The following is a 19,571-nucleotide window of genomic DNA, read 5'->3' as shown; positions in this document are numbered from 1 at the left end:
GCCCTGCTCGTAGGAGCCCCGCTCGGGGACGGTGATACGTGCGGTGTCGACCGACGCCGGGACGTCCGGTCGGCCCGGGCGGTGGAGGGCGGGTGGACTCAGCGCTCGTCGAGGACCTGCGCGACGAAGGCGACGTTCATCCGCAGGATCTCCAGTGCCAGGTCGACGTCGCACGACTCCACGGTGTCGAGCTCGGTGTGCACCCTGGCATTGGCTCCGTCTGCCCCCTCGATGGTCAGGACGGTCGGGACACCCCGGTCGAGGAACGGCACGTGGTCGCTGTTGAACGGGGTGAGGCTCGTCTGGACGACGAGCGACGTGTGTGCAGCAGCCACCGCGGCCAGGGCGTCGATGACCTCCTGCGACACGGCCGCTCCCTCGAGCAGGACCGTCGGTGTGTCGGTGTTGCGCCCGGCGATCATGTCCATGTTCACCACGGCCCGGATGCGGGCGCGCTCGGCCGGGGAGAGCCCGGCGACGTAGTGACGGCTGCCGATCAGCCCCTGCTCCTCGCCGCCGAACAGGATCAGCCGCAGGTCGTGCCCGCCCGTGTGCCCGGCCAGTGCCCGCCCGATCGCCAGCACGCCGGCGGCACCGGAGGCGTTGTCGTCGGCGCCGGGCGCGGCCGCCGCCGGGCCGCCCCGCAGGTTCACCGAGTCGAGGTGGGCGGTGACGATCACGACGCCGCGCCCGTCCGCACCTCCTGGGCGGTCGGCGATGAGGTTCTGCGTCGTCCCGGCGCCCACCGGCAGCGTCTGCACCTGGGTGGCGTAACCGTGCGCCGCCAACTCGGTCCGCGCCCAGTCGACGGCGGCGAGGAACCCATCCCCCGTCGAGTGCCGGGTGCGGGAGCCGGCCAGGGTGCCCAGGTCGGCCGCGAAGGTCGCCCGCGAGAGAGCCGCGACCGGACCTCGGCGATCGACCGCGGGAGCCGCCCCCTGCCGCGGCCCGGCGGCGCGCTGCGCGAAGACCACGGCGTCGGTGGGCAGCGGACGGACGGCGTAGTGACCGTCCTCGGGTCGGTCGAGGAGCGCGCCGGCACCCGGTTCGAGAGCGACGACGAGGTAGCGCCCCTTGTCGACGACCACCGGCACCTCGGGGTGCTCCTCCTGGAACAGCCGACCGATCTGGATGACCAGCCGCAGGTGCTGCCGGTCCACGGTGCAGGGCACCGGTGGCGCCGCGCCGGCCGTGGCGACGAACTGCTGGACGCGAGCAGCGGGGCCAGTGACCACCAGGACCTCGCCGAGCATCGTCCACGCCAGGCCGGCGGCCGCGGCCGCCGCTCCTGCGTCACCGTCCGCGGCGACCACGACGACGGTCGCCACCTGGGCGCCCGCATCGCTGACGAACTCCCGCACCACCGGGACGAGGTCCGCGAGCGAGTCCACCTCGCCGTCCGTCTGACCCGGCCCGCGCAGGTGCGCGGCCGCCAGGCCGAGACGCCGGGCGGCCAGGACGTGACCGCGGTTCTCGGTCACGAAGAGCACGTCGGAGAACGCCAGCGCCGGATCGGCCTTCGTGACCGCCGCGCGGAACACCGCCTCGTCGGGCTTGAACGCGCCCACCTCGGTGGACAACGTCACCCGCTCGGCGACCGGCTCGAAGAACGGCCGGATGCCGAGGTGGTCGAGCAGCGCGTGGTACCGCTGCTGGATCTCCGGGACCTCCGACGGCTCGGTCGGCATGTCGAAGTCGGAGACCAGCCCGAGCAGCGCGGCCGCTCCGTTCCCGTCGCGGAGTGCGGAGATCGCCTCGAGCACCTCCCGGGCGCCCGGGAGGAGCACGTCCCCGTCCTCGAGGGTCTGGCCGAGGTCGAACAGGATCAGCTTCACGGCGTGCCTCTCCGATGGCTCAGGGGGTGGTGAAGTCCTCGACCACGCCGGCGAGGGACGTCGACGTCGAGGGCGGGGACACCGCGCCGACGCCCATGCCGCGCTTGGCGAACCCCTGCCAGACGACGGGCAGGTCACCGGGGTCGAGTGCGCTGACGGCGCTGAGGACCCCGTCGCGGGCCTGCGTGAAGGTCGGCATAGACGGCGTCAGCTTGAGGCCGCCGATGACGTACTCGAGCACGCGCCGCTCCGCCTCCGCGTGACCGTGCGCGACGACGAGGTCGACGAACACCTCCCACAGGGCTGCACACCAGACCTCGCCGGCGTTGTGCACCTCGCTGTTCGCGCCACCGGCGTCGGGGTTGCGCGACGGGCCGATCGGGAGGACGACGCCGTTGCTGATGTGCCGGAACGTCAGCGGGTTCTTGGACAGGTCGACCGAGTACGGGTACCGGCGGATCGAGAAGTAGTAGTTGTCGTCGAACGTGGGCGTCAGATCGGTCCAGCCGCCGACCGGGAAGACCCCGGACGTGAAGGGGTCGCTGGGCTGGGAGGTCATGCAGATGGCGAAGAAGTCGCCCCAGCCCTCCCCCATCGCCCCGCCCTGACGGTTGAGGAGCCCGGCGGCGTTCCCGACGAGGCGGTTGGTCACGTAGTGACCCATCTCGTGGAAGGTGATCAGGGCCTCGAAGTTGCTGGTGCGGGAGGGCCGCGGGGCGACGCCGCGGAACTCGAACATCTGCATGCGGGGGCTGGCGCCGTCCGCCGGTGTCTGCATGTTCGCGTTGTCGGTGCCGCTGAAGTCGTTGCCCTCGGCCAGGACCGGGTCCCCGCCGATCCCGCCCCGTCCGAGGTCGTCCCGCTGGGCGTTCCCGGCGGCCTCGTCGAACCCGGCCTCGTACCAGCGGTCGTGCAGCCAGTTCACGTGGAAGAACATGCCGACCACGCTCGACTGCAGGTTCGTCGGGTCGCTCGCCGGCTTCGTGTGGTCGTAGACGTGGTCGAAGGTGCGCGGCCCCGTCACGGTACCGAGGACGTCGCCGGGGCCGAGGCCGTCGGGCCCGGCCAGGTCCGCGTACGCCACGCAGTTGTTGCCGGCGGTGGTCGTCGCGTCCGCGGGGAGCCACGGGTCGCGGCCGTCGAGGCTCTCCACCGTGACCAGCCGCTGGTCGATGGTCGGGGCCTGGAACCCGTCGGGGATGCCGGTCGGGTGCGGCGAGCCGGGCGCCGGCCCGTCCTCCGGCCGGCAGACGGCATCACCGGTGTTGTGCACCCGGTACGTGAACGCCGCGTCCGCGCGGAGGTTCCGCCGGAACAGCACGTCGGGGGCGCCGACCGCGTCGACGACGTAGCTGAAGGCCGGGAGGGTCCTGATCCACAGCTCCAGGTAGAAGGCAGGGACGAACTGCCCCTGCCCGAGCGGGAACAGCACCTCCTTGACCCGCACGGGACGGTCGAACGGCGGCCGGGAGCCCGGTGCGGGCTCTTCGAACCGGTAGGTCCGGTAGCCCCCTGCCCTGTCCGCCTCCCCGTCCTCCTCGACGGCGAAGGACGCCGCGGGGTACTGCTGTCCCGTCAGGTCGAAGGCCGCGACGGCGACCGCCTCCTCGGCGGTGGTCCCGGCGGTCCGACGGGCACGGCCTGCCGTTGCCGCACCGGGGAAGAACTGGCCCGCCACGGAGACGACCTCGTTGGCGGGGGTGAGCGCGGCCGTGACGTCGGAGTTGAAGACCTCCACGCCGTCGACCCGTTGCACCAGGTGGGCGGTGCGCAGCCGGGACCCGCTCACCGACGCGATCTCGATGCCGGCCGCGTCCTGCGGCGAGAGGCCCCACAGATCGGCGCGCCCGGCGATGAACCGCTCGACCGCCTCTTCGGCCGATCCCTCCGCGCTCGGTGAGAGACGTGCGGACGGCGACAGGCCGGTGACCCGGTTGGGCAGACCGGTGGCCTCGTCGTAGTCGACCTGGAGGCCGCCGACGTCGGCGGCCAGCCGGCTCTGGCCGGCGGTCTCGGCGGTCTCGGCCGCCTCGCTCGCCGGCAGCGAGACACCGCGTGCGCGGCGAGCGCCGGTGTCGTAGAGCGCATGGAAGTCCTGCGGTACGTCGCGAGTGGTCATGCCGACTCCTGTCCGTGGTGTGGCGCGTGCGGGGCGATGGGCGACCTGGTGCGCTGCTGCGGACCGCCGTCCGGTCCCGGTACGTCGCACGGAGGCGCGACGGGTCCGGCCGTGTCCCGTTCCCCTCCGAAAGGTCGTCGACCGGCGTCACGGCGGCGTCACAGCTCGGCGGGACACAGGACGGAGACGGGGAACGCTGCAGCGTGGTCCTCGCCCGCGGTGTATCTGCCGGAGCGCGACCGCTCTCCTCCACAGGTCCGGCACGCACCGGGTCGTCCTGCGTCCCACCGGACGCACCGCCCCGCACACCCGATCGAGGCTGCCATGCACCACCAGCTCATCAGTGCCGATGCGGTCCTCCGCACGCTCAGCAGCCAGGAGAAGCGCCGCCACCTGACACTCCTGTCCGAGAGCATCTGGGACATCGAGGACCAGCTGGCACGGGCACGCGCAGCGCGGGCAGAACTGATGACGAGCCTGCAGTCCGACATCCGCTCCGGATCGACGGCCGGCTGACGAGCTCCCCGCACTGGTCTCGACGACCGCGGGTGGCCGGACGTCGACGGTCCTAACCCGCGCCGACGCAGATGAACGCCGCGGCGGCCGCCCACGACACGGTGTCCGCTGGGTCGAGCCCGCACTGGGCGGCCGCCAGCGCCTGGGCCGGCGGGTGCCCCGCCCGCAGCCCCTCGTGGTAGGCCCGCATGAGGGGCACGGTGGCGGCGTCGGGCACGGGCACGACCGGCGCGACCAGGGTGGCCGTGCCGCCTCCGAGCAGCGCGGCCGCGAAGCCGAGGGTCTCCTCACCGGCGACCACGGACGGCCGGCCGGTGTCGCACGCGGCGAGGACGACGTGGTGGGGGGCGCGGGTCAGGCGCTCGAGCTCGTAGACGGTCAACGGACCGTCGGCGAGCGTCACGGACGAGAACAGGGGGTTGTCCGACCGCACGTTCCCGTGCGCCGCCAGGTGCAGGAGGGCGGCACCGTCCACGCGGGCGGTCACCTCCGGGACGGTCGCGGCCCGCCCCGACAGCAGCGTGGAGCCCGGGTGGAGCTGCGCGACCGTGGCCGCCTCGGCCGCTGCCCCGGGGAGGCCGGGCCCGGCGACCACGACCACGGACGCCGGAGCAGCGGGCGGCGGGCGGGTGACCGCCTGGTGCCAGATCGTGGCCGAGGGGCTCACCGTGGTGGACCGGCCCCGGCACGACGGCAGCAGGGACCACGGGAGCGACTGCAGGGCTCCGATCGGCACCACGACCAACGGGCGATCACCCACCTCGCGCTGCAACGGGCGGAGCAGCAGGTCGTCGACGGCAGTGGCCGCGCGCCGCAGGACGGCCCCGGCGGCCGCCTCCCGACCGACCCGGTCCACCCGGCGCTCGGCCAGCCGGTGGAGCGCGAACGGCACGTGCGTCAGTGCCTGGGGGATGGCGTCCGCCGACCCCAGTGCGTGGAGGCGGACGCGCCCACCGGCCACCGTCACGGCGTGGACCTGCCCGTCCACCTCGACGTACTCGACCAGTGCCGCGTCGCCCAGGGGCGCGATCACCTCGGCCACGGACTGCCGCAGCCTCTGGGGCTGGTCGCCGGCCGCCGCGTTCAACGTCCGGCAGCGGTCCCGGACGCGGCGCTCCAGCAGGACCTGGCGCGCGACCAGGGCCTCGTCGGAGCCGCCCGCCGCACGGGTCTCCTCGATCTCGGCCATCGTCGAACGCAGGTCCGCCAGGTCACCGGCCAGCTCCTGGTTCTCCGGTGGCTGGGCGGGGCGGGTCAGCAACGCACTGGCGCGTCCCCGTTCCGCCCACCAGAGCACCCGCCGGGGATCCTGGTCCTCCAGCGCCATGCGCAGTCCCCACCGGGCCAGTGCGCCCCGCAGCAGGCTCACGTGCGCTCTCAGTTCGGTGGCTCCCAGGGTCGCCTGGTGGTCCTCGACGACCCGCAGCCCGGCCCGCAGGGCGGCGAGCGCGGCGCTCCGCCGCCCGTCGGCCCGGCGGAGGAGCGCCTCGGCCAGCCAGGCCCGGGCGCGGGCGTCCGCCCGGCCGGCGAGCCGCGCGCGGCTCGCCATCGACAGGTGCCGCGCCGCCGTCGCGCGCCGCCCCTGGTCGAGCGCGACCCGGCCCGCCAGGACCCGGGCCTCTAGGGCGGGGATCCTCCAGCCGACTGCCGCCAGCTCGTCGGCGACGTGCGCCGCACGGGTCGGGTCCACCCGGGTCAGGTCGGTCGCCACCTCGGCCTGCAGGCAGGCATACCGAGCCAGCGCCACCGAGCTCGTGCGGCGCAGTCGGCGGAAGCCCCGGACGGCCGCCGCGGCGCTCTCCCCCGCGGTGACGGTGTCTCCCTGGACCAGGGCGACCGTCGACAACAGCAGCTGCGCCTCGGGGAGGTGGACGTCGCGCTTCTGCTGCCGGTAGGCGTCCACGGCCGCCTGCGCGGTGGCCCGCGCCTCGGTCAGGAGCCGCACGGACAGCAACACCTCCGCGCGATCGACCAGCAACGACGGCTCGACCAGCCCGAGCCTCCGGTAGCGCGCGTCCGCGGCGTCGTAGTGCCGCAGCGAGGAGGGCACGTCGCCGCGGCAGGCCCTGACCCAGCCGAGGTTCTGCTCGGCGAAGGCGGCCAGGAGGTCCAGGTCGTGGTCGAGGCACAACCGGCGTGCGTCCAGCAGGTCCGCCTCGGCGGCGGCGAAGGCCCGGCGGCCGGTGTGGATCAGGCTGCGGTTGGACAGCGCGCGGGCGGCCCACTCCACCTCCCCGGCCTGCCGGAGGGCCGGCAGGACGCGGCGCAGCTCGTCGAGCGCGGCGTCGTCCCGGCCGAGCTCCTGCAGGATCGCGGCCGCCTGGACCCGCGCCCGGATCGCCTCCACCCCCTCCAGGTCCGGCAGCGCCGCCTCCATCTCGCGCAGCGCTCGGCCGGACTGCCCGCGCAGGACCAGCGCGGCGGCCAGGCTCATCCGCGCCTGGCCGACCGCAGACCGGGAGCCGGCCCGGCGGCCGGCCGCGACGGCGGCGCGGAGATGGGTGAGCGCGGCCTCGATCTCGCTGAGGTTCATCGCCGCGACGCCCAGGGCCCGCTCGACCTTGCTCACCACGTCCCACGCACCGCTGCGCCGGGCCGGTCCGAGGACCGACTCCCCCATCGCCCGCGCCTGCGTGGGCCGGAGCCGGGCCCACTGGAGCGCCTGGTCCGCCGCGGCCGCCAGGTCCGGCTCGAGGACGGGCGTGTGGTCCGTGGGGAGCTCACGGACGGGAGTCACACGACGACGGTCCGCCCCCGGCTTTCGGGAGTCAACGGGTCGGGGACCGCGGCCGGTCCGCCGGGCACCCACGGACCGCGACACTCACCGCACCCAGCGACCCATCGGATGGGGGACCCATGGACCCGGACGATCGCCAGGCGACGCCTGGCTCGGTGGAGAAGGGCAACCTCGTCGTCGCCTCCGAGCATGTCGGGTCCGTGCTCACTGCGCTGCACGAACTCGGCGTCTACTTCGCCCCCGTGGCGGACAGCGTGGACCTCGGCCTCACGCTCCTGGACGTCCCCGACGAGGTCCTGGCGGCGGAGAAGGTGGTCTCGCATCTCCGGGAGAAGGAGAGGCAGACCGACGCAGGAGGTCGGGCCGCGAAGGCCGCCGTGCAGCAGATCGAAGCCGCCGGCGCGACCGGCCTGGACGCTTTCCTGCGGGGGCTGCGCGCCGTCTTCGCCGGGCGCTACCAGGGGTGGACGCCCACGCTGGGCAAGAACCGGCTCCTCGGGAACGTGGAGGGCGGTGGTGGGCACATCTCGCACGCCGTGGCCGACCCCGCGGTGTCCGGCTGGAAGCCGGACCCGGAACTCCGCGGGACGGAGCCCGGTCTGGGCGTACGGGTCGGGGTGCTGGACACGTCGATCGGCCCTCAGTCCTGGCTCACCGGTGGCTGGGTCGGCCCGGCCGCGGACCGCCTGCAGCTGCAGCCCCCGTATCCGGCTCTGGCCGGGCACGGCACCTTCGTCACGGGGTTGGTGCTGCGCCAGGCACCCGGCTGCGTCGTCGAGTTCCGCCGGGTCCTGAGCGACCGCGACGGGACGGCCTCGTCGTGGGCGGTCGCCACGAAGATCGTGGAACTCGGTCGCGCCGGGGTGGACGTGCTCAACCTGTCGCTCGGCTGCTTCACCGAGGACGGCCAGCCGCCGCTGGTGCTCGCCACCGCGATCGACCGCCTGGACCCCGACATCGTCGTCGTGGCCGCCGCCGGCAACCACGGCAACGTCAACCACACTCGGATCGGCCCGCCTCCCGAGGACCATCCCGGCCCCCACCTGACCGTCGACGACGAACGCAGACCGAACTGGCCGGCGGCACTGGACGACGTCATCGCGGTCGGCGCCGCCCGGGACGACGGATCCCTCGCCCCGTTCACGCCGAGGGACGTCCCGTGGATGGACGTCGTGTCGAACGGAGTGGAGGTGTCGAGCACCTATCCGGAGAACGCCGTCGTGCCTCCGCCGGAGGGACAGCCGGACGCACGGTTCCAGGGCTTCGTCAGCTGGTCCGGCAGCTCCTTCGCCGCCGCGCTCGTCAGCGGGGCCATCGCCGCCCGGACGAAGCCGGGATCGGTGTCCGCGCGGCGCGCCTGGCAGCAGCTCCTCGAGGAGCATGCCCCCGCGACGGCCACGAAGGCGTCGGCGCCCGACCCGCCGTTCCTCCCACTCCTCGACGCTCCCGGTGGGCAGGTCGGGACGTAGACCGGGCCGATCCGGTAGGCGCCGTCAGAGACCCACCCGACCGGTGACCAGGACGACCGAACAGGTCCACCGGCGCAGCCTCTGCCGGTGGTCGGCCGGCGGTGATGGCGTGGGCAGTCCCCGCCCTCCCCCGCCATCGAGCGGGCGAGACCGGTGGCGGCCACGGCCCGGATCGGCCGCGCCACGGTGACGCGGCGGTGACGGCGGGTCCACACGATGTCTGTCACCAGGCACCACGCCACTGGGTGTGCGTCCCGCTCGCCCGTGAACACGGAGGTCCCTCAGTGACTCGGACATCGCAAGGCACGGAGGTCGGCGACCTGCCCGTCCCGCGCTCCGGAGAGGCGGAGGTGCCCCCGACCGCCTCGGAGCTGCCCCGCGTGCTGACCAACTTGCGGCACGGTGACCACGTCGCCGGGGACGACGTGAGCAGCGTCGATCCCACGAGCCGCGCCGAGGACAGCATCGAATGGGCGAGGGTCAAGCGGACCTCCACGCCGTTCCGGTACATGTTCGACGACCTGCAGGACATCTACCCCGAGGCGCACCTGCCGATCGAGCCCGCCGCGGCCGTCGTCGCGTCGCTGAAGGCGCTCGGCACGGCCATGGTCGAGCAGCCCGGGGACGCGGCCACCGCGGACTCGACCATCCCGCCGATCCTCACGTACTGGGGCCAGTTCGTCGACCACGACCTGACGGCCAACACCGACCGCAACGACGACGTCAGCATCACCGACCTGCCACTGGAACCGCTGCAGCCCGAGAAGGTGGAGCGCGACCTGCGCAACCTGCGCGAGCCCCGCCTCAACCTGGACTCGGTCTACGGCAACGGGCCTCAGTTCTCTGGGCAGCCCGACCAGGTCCCCTATGACGGGGACCGCCTGCGGATCGGCAGGACCACGGCCGCGCACCCGCCGGGCAACGTGGCCATCAAGGCCGACGACGCCCACGACCTGTACCGGGTCGCGCAGAAGGCGCAGATCGGTGACGGCCGCAACGACGAGAACCTCGTCATCGCCCAGCTGCACCTCAGCTTCCTGAAGTTCCACAACGCCGTCCTGGACTGGTTCGCCGCCAACCCGGACCACAAGGTCACCGGCGACGGGAGCTTCGCGCGGGCGCGGCAGCTGGTCGAGTGGCACTACCAGTGGATCACCGTCCACGACTTCCTCGAGCGGATCGCGGACAGCACCGTCGTGGACGACGTGCTCAACTCCGACGAGCACCTCTTCAAGGTGGACAAGGACACCCCGACCGACGAGGTGTTCATGCCGCTGGAGTTCTCGATCGCCGCCTACCGGTTCGGGCACAGCATGGTCCGCGGCGCGTACGACTGGAACGAGAACTTCGGCTTCCCGGGTGACCGGTCGCCCTCGTCGTCGTTCGCCCTGCTCTTCCGGTTCACCGGCAACGGCGGCTTCTTCGGCAACCCCACCCTGCCGGACAACTGGCCGGCGCAGTTCGAACGGCTCACCGGGTCAGCGGCGACGCCCCCCGGCGCGGTGGAGCCCACGCCGCCGCGATTCGCCCGCAAGATCGACACCCATCTCGCGCCGCCGCTGGCGGACCTGTCCAACGAGGGCAGCACCGAGACGGCCGACCGGATCAAGCGGATCCTCCGGCGGCTCGCCGTCCGCAACCTGCTCCGCGGATACCGCCTCGCGATCCCGACCGGCCAGGCGGTGGCCCGCTCGCTCGGCATCCCGCCGCTGACCAGGGCGCAGCTGCTCTCCGCGCAGGACGGCCAGGCACCGAGCCCGGTCGACGACGCCCTGGTCGACGGTGCGTTCCTCGAGTCCACGCCGCTGTGGTTCTACGTGCTCCGGGAGGCGGAGGTGATCGGCGACGGCGAACGCCTCGGCCCGGTCGGCAGCCGGATCGTGGCCGAGACGATCATCGGCCAGCTGCGCGCGGACCCGACGTCGTTCCTCAACCAGGGCTGGAACCCGACTCTGGGCGTCAGCACCGGCCCGGGCAGCGACGACGTCGTGGACTCCATCATCACGTTCCTCCGGTTCGCCGGCATGCACCCCTGATCGACCAGCGGTCGGACCGGCGCACCGCCGGGAGCAACCCATGCTCCCGGCGGTGCGCTGTCGCGCCGACTGCTCGTGCTGCTCCACAGGCTGACCGCGCCTACAGCGGCAGGGCGACCGAGGTGCCGACGCCGATCAGGGCGGCGCCCATGAGCCGCTGGCTCCACAGGACGACGGCCGGTCGGCGACACCAGCCGACCGCGGCCTGCGCGAGCCCGGTGAGGGCGGCGAACCAGACCATCGCCACCGCGACGTCGACGGAGCACAGCAGCATCGTGTACCCGAGGACGGGCTCACCGGCCGGGATGAACTGGGGCAGGACGGCCAGGTAGAAGACGCCGATCTTCGGGTTCAGCACGTCGCTGGCCAGCCCGGCGGCGAACGCCGCACCCGCTCCCCCGGACCGCCGGTGGGGCACCTCGCCACGGTCACCCGATGGCCGCCGTCCGGACGCCTGCGCGCGCAGGATCGCACCGCCCAGGACGACCAGGTACGCCGCACCGGCGATCCGCAGGCAGCCGTACACGCCCGGGGACCGCGAGACGACGGCGGCCAGGCCGACCGCGGCCGCGGCTCCCCACAACAGCGATCCGGCCGCGACTCCCAGGGCCGTCGCCGCCGCCAGCCTGGGGCCGCCACGCAGGCAGCTGCTCAGCACCAGCGCGTCATCGGGACCGGGGGTCACCGACAGGACCAGCGCCAACGCCGCGAACGCCCACAGCTGGTCCACGGGCCCTCACCGCCTGCATCGGGGCGTGGAGCACGTCGACTCCTCGAGGCACACGGCCACCGCACGACCGGCGACCCGGGACAGCTCCCGCGCGACGCGGTCTGCGTCCCCACCGGCCTCGCACCGGCGCACCCCGACGCAGAGCAGCCGTTTCACCGTGGCGACCCGGCGATCGAGGTCGTCCATGCGGTCGCGATAGCAGGTGGCGACGGGTGTGCCGGTCGGGCGTCGACCGGCCGGGGCCGCCGCCGCGCCGGTCAGCGGGAGGAGGAGCTCGACCGCCAGCTGGGGCAGGTACCCGTCCACGAACCGGTCGTGGGTGTCGGCCACCCGGTCGGTCTGGAAGGCGGACGCGCGCCGGCCGTCGGGGACGCACAGGTCGGTCCCGCGGCCCAGGCTCCGGTCCAGCCGGTAGGTGTTCTGCAGCTCGACGACCGCTCCGAGAGCCCGGACCCAGGCCGGGTACGCGCCACACGTCGTCGCCGGCCGGGTCAGGCGGCCGATCTCGGTGGACCGCAGCAGCCGTTCGACCCCCGGGCGGCCGACGTGCGCCCGCAGGAACGCATCGGACGCCTCGAGGCCGGCGTGCGCCTGCAGGACGGCCCGTCCACCGGGATGGTGCTGGAGCAGCCCGGTGACGTCGTGCACGCGCCCACCGATCGCCGTCCACCACCCGTGCCGGTCGTCGTTGTGCAGGGCCAGGTCGGCGACCGAGAGCTGCCGGCACCGGGCCGGCGCTGCTGGGCATGCCGGCCCCGCGGCGGGTGCGCGCGGCGGGACCGGCGGCCCGCCCCGGACGTCGGCCCGGCGCTCGGCCTGCGACTGCCTCAGCGCCGCGTCGACCTCGTCCCACGCGTGCTCGCGGGGGGAGCCGGCGAAGCCGCCGATCGTCACCGAACGGCCGACCGTGAACGCCACCGACAGGTAGCCGTACACCTTGCGGCGGTGCCGGCCCAGGAAGCCGTCGTCCCCCGCGTAGGCGGCGCGGACGGCCTCCCACGACGCGGTCAGGTCCGGTCGGCCGTGCGCCGCCACGTGGTCGGCGACGGACACCCGGTCGACCGCGTCGAGCAGGCTCCGCCAGTGCCGCGGGTAGCTCCGCCGGTGGAGCTCGATCTCGCGCCCCAGCTGGCTGGCGTGCGACGACCTGCCGAGGAACGAGTCCAGCAGGTTGACGACGGGCGAGGCGGTACCGCTCGGACCGAGGACACCGGGCCGCCACGGCACGGCGAACGGCGCGACGGTCTTGGCCCACACGACCGGGTCGACGTGCGTGGCGCTGTGCGGACGCGGGTCGATCGAGGACAACGACCTGCGGGTCGTCCTGAGGACGTCGGCGATGCCGTCCAGCGCTGCCCGCAACGCCTGCGGCTCGTCGGCCAGCACCGCGTCCTGGGCATCCGCGACCAGCGGGACGATCGGGGCGCAGCCGGCGAGGATCTCGAGCTGGCTCAGGTAGAAGACCTGCTCCTCCTGGTTGTCGACTGCCGGGACCAGCAGTCGGAGGTGGGGCAGCCGGAGAGGCGCAGCCGCACCGTCGCCCACGAGGCGCCAGTTGTGCACGATCAGGTCGAGGTAGGACAGGACCGGTTCCGGCGACCGCCCCAGCCGGTGTCGCACCTGTGCCCAGGGCCGGGCGACGCTGTCCGGCAGGTCGGTCCGCCCGTCCGGGGTGCCGTGCACCCAGGCGTGGCCGAGGACCCCCAGGACCGTGGCGGCTCGCTGCAGGTCCGCATCCGGCAGCGCGGCCGGACCGGCCGGGAGCACGGGCATCGCGTCGAGTGCGGCGCGCACCGCCAGGTCACGGTAGAGGGCCGGCAGCTGGGCGGTCAGCTCGTCCCAGGCCGCGTGGGGAGGAGCGAAGGACAGCCGTGGCGGCTGCAGCGGGACGAAGCCCCGGCTGGTCGACAGCGACCCCAGGTTGTCGTGCCCGAGTCGTGCGTTGGTCCGCTCCGCCTCGGCGATCACCTGCCGGGGCGTCGGGCCGCACAGCGGTGCCATCGCCGTCCCCTGTCCGGACCACGGGGTCCTGGAGTCCGCTGGGCCAGCAGGCGCACCTGCTGGGACCGTGGCCCGGGCGGACCGGTCGGTGGGGAGAGGCCGCGATCGGCTCGGTGATACGAGACCTGGCCGGGCCGGCGGCACTAGGCTGACCGGGCCGAGCACCGCCCGGTGGCCGAGGGGGTGACCGCTTGGACGGCGACGGGGACGACAGTCCGGTCGGGGAACTGGTCGCTGCCGCGCTGGCCGGTGACGTCCGGTGCTGGAACAGCCTCGTCCAGCGGTACACGCCCCTGCTGCTGTCCGTCGTCCGCCGGTTCCGGCTCGACGGCAGCGACGCCGAGGACGTCGTCCAGACGGTCTGGCTGAGGCTGGTCGAGCAGCTCGGCCGCATCCGCGAGGCCCAGGCGCTGCCCGGCTGGATCGTCACCACGGCCCGGCACGAGTGCCTGCACGTGCTCGACGGACGGCGTCGGGTCGCGCCCACGGACCTCGCCGACCAGGGCTGGCCGGACGGTGCCGGGGACCCGCCGGTCGACACCGACCTGCTGGCCGCCGAGCGGCACGAGGCACTGCTCGCGGCCCTGGCCGAGCTCCCCGAGCGGCAGCGGGCGCTGCTGCTGGTGCTGCTGCACGACCCCCCGCTGCCCTACGAGGAGGTCAGCCAGCGGCTCGGCATCCCGGTGGGGAGCATCGGCCCCACGCGCGCCCGTGCACTCGATCGCATCCGGTCCAACCCGACGATGCAGGCGCTGCTCCGGGCGTGAGCGATCCGCCCGGCCACCCGGCTACAGCCGGAACCACTCCGTGACCAGGGCCCCGGACGCCGTGTCGCAGCGCACCCGGACGAGGTCCCCGGGGGTGTGCTGGAGGGTGAAGCAGCCGAGCTCGTCGGCGTCCGTCCGCGCGAGCTCTCCCCCGCGCCCGACGAGGAGGATCAGCCCCGGCGTGGGCGGGACCAGCTGACCGACCAGGCCGCTCTCGGTCTGTTCCAGCTCGACCGACAGCTGCGCGGTGTGGAACTCGAGGATGCGGGGTGCCGTCGAGGTCCCCCGGACCAGGGTCGCCTCCGAGGTCGCAGCCTCCTCGGAGAGGACGGCGAGCTCCGCGTCGACGGTGCGCCACGAGAACGCGGCCTCCGCGGCAGCCGTCATGCCGGGGGTCGGTGTCCCGGCCTGCTGCACCGCCGCCCGCAGCTCGCCCAGCAACCGCTCGTCGTCGTCCCACGCTGCTGTCGTCATCGGGATCGCTCCTCCACCGGGCCGGCTGTCGTCCGCATCGTCCCCCTCCAGCTACCGCGGTGGCCAGGCGATGCCGCGGACCCACTTCCCGCTCGACGGACTCCGTGCACGGCGACCCGTCGCGCGCCCCACTGGGAGGAGGTGGCTGCGCGGCCGCAGATACCGGATCGGCGGGACTCCCTGTCCGCCGGGCGCTGCGCGCCCTCCCGGTGCTCCGGCCGCGGTACGGCTCGACCTCCCCGGTATCACCGGGGAGGTCGAGGACCTCCTGCCCACAGCACGCCCATGTCCCGCACCACGGTGCAGAACCGGCAGGAAAGACGGCGATGGACACCATGCACGACACGCTCGCCGAGGAGATCAACGTCGTCTTCTCCCAGGCCTGCATCGACCTCGCCCGCGCCCGGGTGCGGCACTCGGAGAAGGACACTGCGGAGAACCGGGCCGCCGTTGCACGCTGCCGCGCCGAGATCGACGAGGTGCTGGACTGGTACACCGCCTCCGGCGACCACCGGCCGTGACGAGCGCATCGCCGCGGAGCCCGTATCACGAGCTCCTCGAGGACCTCCTCCCTGGCACGACGCCGCTCCGGCGACGACCCGCGCGAACAGGAGATGGTCATGCCACCCACTCAGGAACTCCCGGCCGTCCGGACCCGGCCGTGGTCGCCGATGACACCGGACGGAGAGCCGGCCGGGCTGCGGTCGCGGGTCGACGACGTCCTGACGGGCATCTCGGCCGGGTGCGGGCGCTGCGGTCCGACCGCTCTGCGCCTCTCCCTGGCACTGGTGTTCGTGTGGTTCGGCGCCCTGAAGGTCACCGGTGACACGCCCGTCGAAGGGCTCATCGGCGCGACGCTGCCGTTCCTCAGCTCGGACGTCACCGTGCCCGTCCTCGGCCTGGTGGAGATCGGCCTCGGCCTCGCCGTGGCGGTCGGCAGGGCGCTCCCGGTCGTGCTCCTCGTCCTGGCGGGGCACCTCGCCGGGACGTTCCTGACCTTCGTGACCGCGCCCGGGCTCATGGTCACCGACGGCAACCCGCTGCTGCTGACCGCCGACGGCGAGTTCGTCCTGAAGAACCTGGTCCTGATCAGCGCGGCCCTCGTGCTCGTCGGGCGGGAGGCCCGCGGACCGCGGACCGTCGCCTGACCGACCGGCTCACGTCCCCGGAGGTGACGCTGTCGTGACGGGCTCCGGGCACGCTGGGTGTCGCGCACGGAGCAGTGGACGACAACGCCGTCCTCCGGGTTCGGCGACCGGCCGCGCTGCTGAGTGTCCCCGGGCGCCCGGCTCGTCCAGTCCAGGATCGGGGCTGACCGATGGCGTGGTTCACGGTCAGCGGCAGCCGCACCGGTGAGAGCGCGGTCCAGGACGTCGCCGCCGGTCTCCGCGACCGGGGTCTGCACGAGGGTCGACCCGTGTCCGCCGGCGAGCCGGGCGTCGTCCTCGTCGCCGGTGACCCCGCGCGCGCCGAGGACGTGGTGCACGCTGCCGCGTCCGGCGGCCGGGTCCTCGTCGCCCTGGGCGCCGGCGCCCGGGCCGATCCGTGGCGGCTGCTCGAGTGCGGTGCCGAGGACGTCGTCCCCCTTTCTTCCGAGGACGACGCCGACCACCTGCTCGCCCGGCTCGAGCGCTGGGCGGCCGTGGACGCGATCGTGGAGTCCGACGCGGTCCGGTCCGTGGCGCTGGGGTCCGCGCACCGCTGGAAGGCGGTGCTCCGCGAGGTCGTCGAGATGGCCCGGTTCACCACCTCCTCGATGCTGCTCACCGGCGAGACGGGGACCGGCAAGGAGGTGGTGGCCCGCCTGGTCCACGACCTCGACCCGCGCCCCCGGCGCCGTGAGCTCGTGCTCCTCGACTGCACCACCATCGTCCCGTCGCTGTCGGGCAGTGAGTTCTTCGGGCACGAGAAGGGGGCGTTCACCGGCGCCAGCGGCGCCCGGTCCGGTGCCTTCGGGATGGCCGACCACGGCACGCTGTTCCTCGACGAGGTCGGCGAGCTGCCCGCCGAGCTGCAGGCCGCGCTGCTGCGCGTCGTCCAGGAGGGCACCTACAAGCCGGTCGGCGGCAGCCAGTGGCAGCACACCTCCTTCCGTCTGCTGGCCGCGACGAACCGGGACCTGCGCGCCGAGTCCGACGCCGGGCGCTTCCGCCGCGACCTCTACTTCCGGCTGGCCGCCGTCACGGTCCGCCTCCCACCGCTGCGCGAGCGCCGGGAGGACGTCGTCCCGCTGTTCCACCACTTCCTGTCCCAGGCGCGACCGGGGCAGCAGCCGCTCGCGCTCGACCCCGCCGTGGTCGACCTGCTCCAGCGACGGCCCTACCCCGGGAACGTGCGCGACCTCAGCCAGCTGGCAGTGCGGGTGGGCACCCGGCACGTCGGTGACGGGCCGGTGAGCCCCGGGGACATCTCGCCCGACGACCGCCCTGGGCTTTCGGACGGCGCTGGGGCCCCCACGCAGGAAGCAGTGGCCGGTGGCCGAGACCCGGACACCTGGGACGAGCGACTGGAGCAGGCGATCCGGCTGTCGCTGCGAGCGGGCATCGGGATCAAGCAGCTGAAGTCGCTGGTGCCGGAGATCGCCACCGACATCGCGATGGCGGAGACCGACGGCCCGGCCGCCGCAGCCCGCATGCTCGGCATCAGCCGCCGCGCACTGGACTACCGGACGGCCGGGGGCGCGGCCGAGCCGGATCAGGCCGCGCGACCCGACGCGGCGTCCAACTCGTAGAAGAACTCCGCCAGTTCGTTGAAGTCGATGTCGGCGCCCCTCGCGCTGGCCGTCTTGACCTTCCCCTGACGGCCGGCGGGTACCTGGTGCTTCTTCAGGAACTCCTTCCGCAGCTGGTCCTCCAGCATCAACCCTGCTGCCGACGGCCCGGCGTGGCTCACCCACTGCCCGAAGGACTGCTCCTCGATGGGCTGTCGGTGGGCCAGCAGCCACCAGGTACCCAGGTCGTCCAGCCACTGCTTGCGGCCCCCCGGAGGGATCGACCCTCTGCGTTGTCCGGCAACCGGGATGTTGTCGTCCAGCGCCTTGTCGGTGGGCGCCAGGAGGTGAGCCGTGAGCCTGCTCGTCCCCGGTGCCGACGACGGCTCGTAGATGTAGGTCAGCAGGTAGACCGTGACGGCGGGGTGCCTCGTCTTCTTCTTCCGCCAGGTCTGGGTGAAGCCCTTCTTGTTCTTGTAGAGCTGTTCCAGACCGTCCCGGATGCCGTCCACGTCGTGCGGCTTGATCTCGACGTATCCCGGCCCCTTGTGCTTCGGGAAGGCGAGGGGGGAGATCGTCGGTGGCTCCAGCGGAGCGGTGACCGTCATCGCCGCCGGCTCCGTTCCGCCACCCGCCGGGCGAGCAGGTGACCGGGCTGCCGGGCGTCCGCTGCGACCGTGAGGTCCACCCCGGTCGCGGCCCGGTAGGCGTGGACGTAGCGCTGGATCTGGTTGCGCCACGTCCGCGCCCAGTTCCGGGCGCTGTCGGCGGTCACCGCGGTGCTGTTCCAGTTGCCCCAGCGGATCGTCAGGAGCAGCTGCTCACCCCGCACCGCGAGTTCGTGGAAGTGGGTCACGCTGGTCGGCGTCCATCCGGCGAGCGACTTCATCGTGTCGATGCGGTCCATCCACGGCTCCTCGTACGGGACCATCGGCTTGCCGCCCAGGAAGTCACGCACCTCGGGCTGGCTGGCCAGCCACTGCATGACGAGCATCTCCATGCGGGCCTGGGTGGGCAGGTCACCGAAGGAGTTGCTGGCGCCCTCGGCGAGGACCAGGTGCGTGTCGCGGAGCGCGTTGTACACCGGGAAGGCATCGGCGTTCACCGTCGTGTCGTCGTCCAGGGTGAAGAACACCAACGCCTCGTGCAGCAACGTGTGGAAGGACTCCAGGAACCGGCTGTTCGCCTCCACGAAGTAGCCGGGATCCGGGACCGCACGGCCCACCAGGACCAGTCCGTACTCGTACCGGTACTCGGCCGCGCGATGGCGCACGGTGAGCCGCGACGACTCGTCCTCCGCCCACGACCAGAGGAAGTGCCGCAGCGGCCGCAGCGGACTGAGGTCCAGACGAGCGAGCGGGTCCGGTCCGCTCGTCACGCGTCGGTTCTGGAACCGGGCGAGGATGTGGTTGAGCGTCTGGACCAGGCCGGCCTGCTCCTCCCAGTAGCTCCAGATCAGCTCGAGCGGGAACGGTTCGGCGAGCAGGTCGGGGTCGAGGTCCGAGCAGGGGTCGCCGCGCAGCGCATCGGGGAAGCGCTGCACGATGGTGTCCACGTAGGGCAGGAGCCCGTCCGCGGTCAGGTAGGCGCCGGCGACCCCACCCGGGTCGACGACCGGGCCGCGCACCTGCTCGAGGAACTCCCGGGTCGCCCGTACGAGCCGCTCGTAGGCATCGGCACCGAAGGGGCTGCCGGTCCTGGGACGGCAGACGATCGGGTCGACGAACGCCTTGTAGGCGGCGAAGGACCGGGCGGTCGTGGCCGTCAGCACCAGGGTTGACAGCACCTCGTCGGTGGTTGGGGTGGAGGCGGCGCGGTCCAGCCGGACCACCGTCGGCGGCACCGCCGGGGTGATCGGTGCCGGAGCGCTCGGGATGAACTGGAACCGCAGACTGGCCAGCACCGCATCGGCTCGAGCCGCCGAGGTCTCGGGGTCGCTGCCGGCCGCCTCGTGGACCCGGAACTCGTACATGCCCGCCGGCTTGCCCTCGAGGACGTCCAGGATGTCGACGTAGCGGTCCGGGCCCCTCCCCTTGAGGTTCCCGTGACCGATCTGCCTGCCGGCGTTGTCGTTGACCGTGTAGCGGAAGCCGCCGTCGCCCTCCAGGCCTCGCACCGAGACCTGGACCAGCGCGGACGTGACACTGCTGATTTCGATGGTGATGGGCATGGGAGTA

15 protein-coding genes are annotated in these 19,571 nt (G+C 73.5%); 7 read left to right on the top strand and 8 right to left on the bottom strand.

The genetic code is table 11. From position 1 onward, the window contains the following. Positions 1–98 precede the first annotated feature (98 nt). Complete coding sequence (locus MODMU_RS27030) at positions 99–1,835, bottom strand: M20/M25/M40 family metallo-hydrolase (protein ID WP_014740529.1); 1,737 nt, start codon at positions 1,833–1,835, stop codon at positions 99–101. Positions 1,836–1,854: 19 nt separating this feature from the next. Next, positions 1,855–3,954 (bottom strand): M36 family metallopeptidase, encoded by a 2,100-nt coding sequence (locus tag MODMU_RS12060; protein WP_014740528.1) that lies wholly within the window; start codon positions 3,952–3,954, stop codon positions 1,855–1,857. A gap of 324 nt (positions 3,955–4,278) precedes the next feature. Between MODMU_RS12060 and MODMU_RS12055 the strand changes: the two genes are divergently transcribed. Further along, positions 4,279–4,470: a hypothetical protein gene (locus tag MODMU_RS12055; RefSeq protein WP_014740527.1), complete on the top strand. Its 192-nt coding sequence runs from the start codon at positions 4,279–4,281 to the stop codon at positions 4,468–4,470. A gap of 52 nt (positions 4,471–4,522) precedes the next feature. On the opposite strand, the gene MODMU_RS12050 is transcribed toward MODMU_RS12055, so the two are convergent. After that, complete coding sequence (locus MODMU_RS12050; RefSeq protein ID WP_014740526.1) at positions 4,523–7,207, bottom strand: CHAT domain-containing protein; 2,685 nt, start codon at positions 7,205–7,207, stop codon at positions 4,523–4,525. A gap of 119 nt (positions 7,208–7,326) precedes the next feature. Between MODMU_RS12050 and MODMU_RS27025 the strand changes: the two genes are divergently transcribed. Both MODMU_RS27025 and MODMU_RS12040 read left to right on the top strand, forming a co-directional pair. Continuing rightward, complete coding sequence (locus tag MODMU_RS27025; RefSeq protein ID WP_014740525.1) at positions 7,327–8,676, top strand: S8 family peptidase; 1,350 nt, start codon at positions 7,327–7,329, stop codon at positions 8,674–8,676. Positions 8,677–9,056: 380 nt separating this feature from the next. Beyond that, positions 9,057–10,712, top strand: coding sequence for a peroxidase family protein (locus tag MODMU_RS12040; RefSeq protein ID WP_166503471.1), 1,656 nt, complete (start codon positions 9,057–9,059; stop codon positions 10,710–10,712). 100 nt (positions 10,713–10,812) lie between these two features. Here the strand turns inward: MODMU_RS12040 and MODMU_RS12035 are convergent, their stop codons facing one another. Continuing rightward, complete coding sequence (locus MODMU_RS12035; protein WP_014740523.1) at positions 10,813–11,442, bottom strand: LysE family translocator; 630 nt, start codon at positions 11,440–11,442, stop codon at positions 10,813–10,815. A 6-nt stretch (positions 11,443–11,448) separates the two neighbouring features. Further along, on the bottom strand, positions 11,449–13,443 hold the full coding sequence (locus tag MODMU_RS12030; protein WP_014740522.1) for a cytochrome b5 domain-containing protein: 1,995 nt from the start codon (positions 13,441–13,443) through the stop codon (positions 11,449–11,451). A 191-nt stretch (positions 13,444–13,634) separates the two neighbouring features. On the opposite strand from MODMU_RS12030, the gene MODMU_RS12025 reads away from it, so the two are divergent. Next, positions 13,635–14,210: an RNA polymerase sigma factor gene (locus tag MODMU_RS12025; RefSeq protein ID WP_014740521.1), complete on the top strand. Its 576-nt coding sequence runs from the start codon at positions 13,635–13,637 to the stop codon at positions 14,208–14,210. A gap of 21 nt (positions 14,211–14,231) precedes the next feature. Here MODMU_RS12025 and MODMU_RS27020 read toward each other — a convergent pair whose 3' ends face one another. Continuing rightward, entirely contained in the window at positions 14,232–14,684 is a 453-nt protein-coding gene (locus tag MODMU_RS27020) for a hypothetical protein (RefSeq protein WP_014740520.1), read from the bottom strand. Between the two features lie 326 nt (positions 14,685–15,010). On the opposite strand from MODMU_RS27020, the gene MODMU_RS12015 reads away from it, so the two are divergent. From MODMU_RS12015 to MODMU_RS12005, 3 genes are all read left to right on the top strand, one after another. After that, positions 15,011–15,205 (top strand): hypothetical protein, encoded by a 195-nt coding sequence (locus tag MODMU_RS12015; RefSeq protein WP_014740519.1) that lies wholly within the window; start codon positions 15,011–15,013, stop codon positions 15,203–15,205. 150 nt (positions 15,206–15,355) lie between these two features. Beyond that, entirely contained in the window at positions 15,356–15,832 is a 477-nt protein-coding gene (locus MODMU_RS12010) for a DoxX family protein (RefSeq protein WP_041795215.1), read from the top strand. A 170-nt stretch (positions 15,833–16,002) separates the two neighbouring features. Next, entirely contained in the window at positions 16,003–17,415 is a 1,413-nt protein-coding gene (locus MODMU_RS12005; RefSeq protein WP_014740517.1) for a sigma 54-interacting transcriptional regulator, read from the top strand. Here MODMU_RS12005 and MODMU_RS12000 read toward each other — a convergent pair. Both MODMU_RS12000 and MODMU_RS27015 read right to left on the bottom strand, forming a co-directional pair. Next, on the bottom strand, positions 17,379–18,002 hold the full coding sequence (locus tag MODMU_RS12000; protein WP_014740516.1) for a hypothetical protein: 624 nt from the start codon (positions 18,000–18,002) through the stop codon (positions 17,379–17,381). The genes MODMU_RS12005 and MODMU_RS12000 overlap by 37 nt on opposite strands. Then, a complete protein-coding gene (locus MODMU_RS27015) occupies positions 17,999–19,564 on the bottom strand; it encodes a hypothetical protein (protein WP_014740515.1) in 1,566 nt (521 codons plus the stop codon). The genes MODMU_RS12000 and MODMU_RS27015 overlap by 4 nt, the downstream gene beginning before the upstream one ends. Between the last annotated feature and the right edge of the window lie 7 nt (positions 19,565–19,571).

It is taken from the genome of Modestobacter italicus (assembly GCF_000306785.1).
Classification (GTDB): Bacteria; Actinomycetota; Actinomycetes; order Mycobacteriales; family Geodermatophilaceae; genus Modestobacter; species Modestobacter italicus.
Note: the sequence above shows the minus strand (reverse complement) of the source record. Positions and strands in the feature narration are given on the sequence as shown.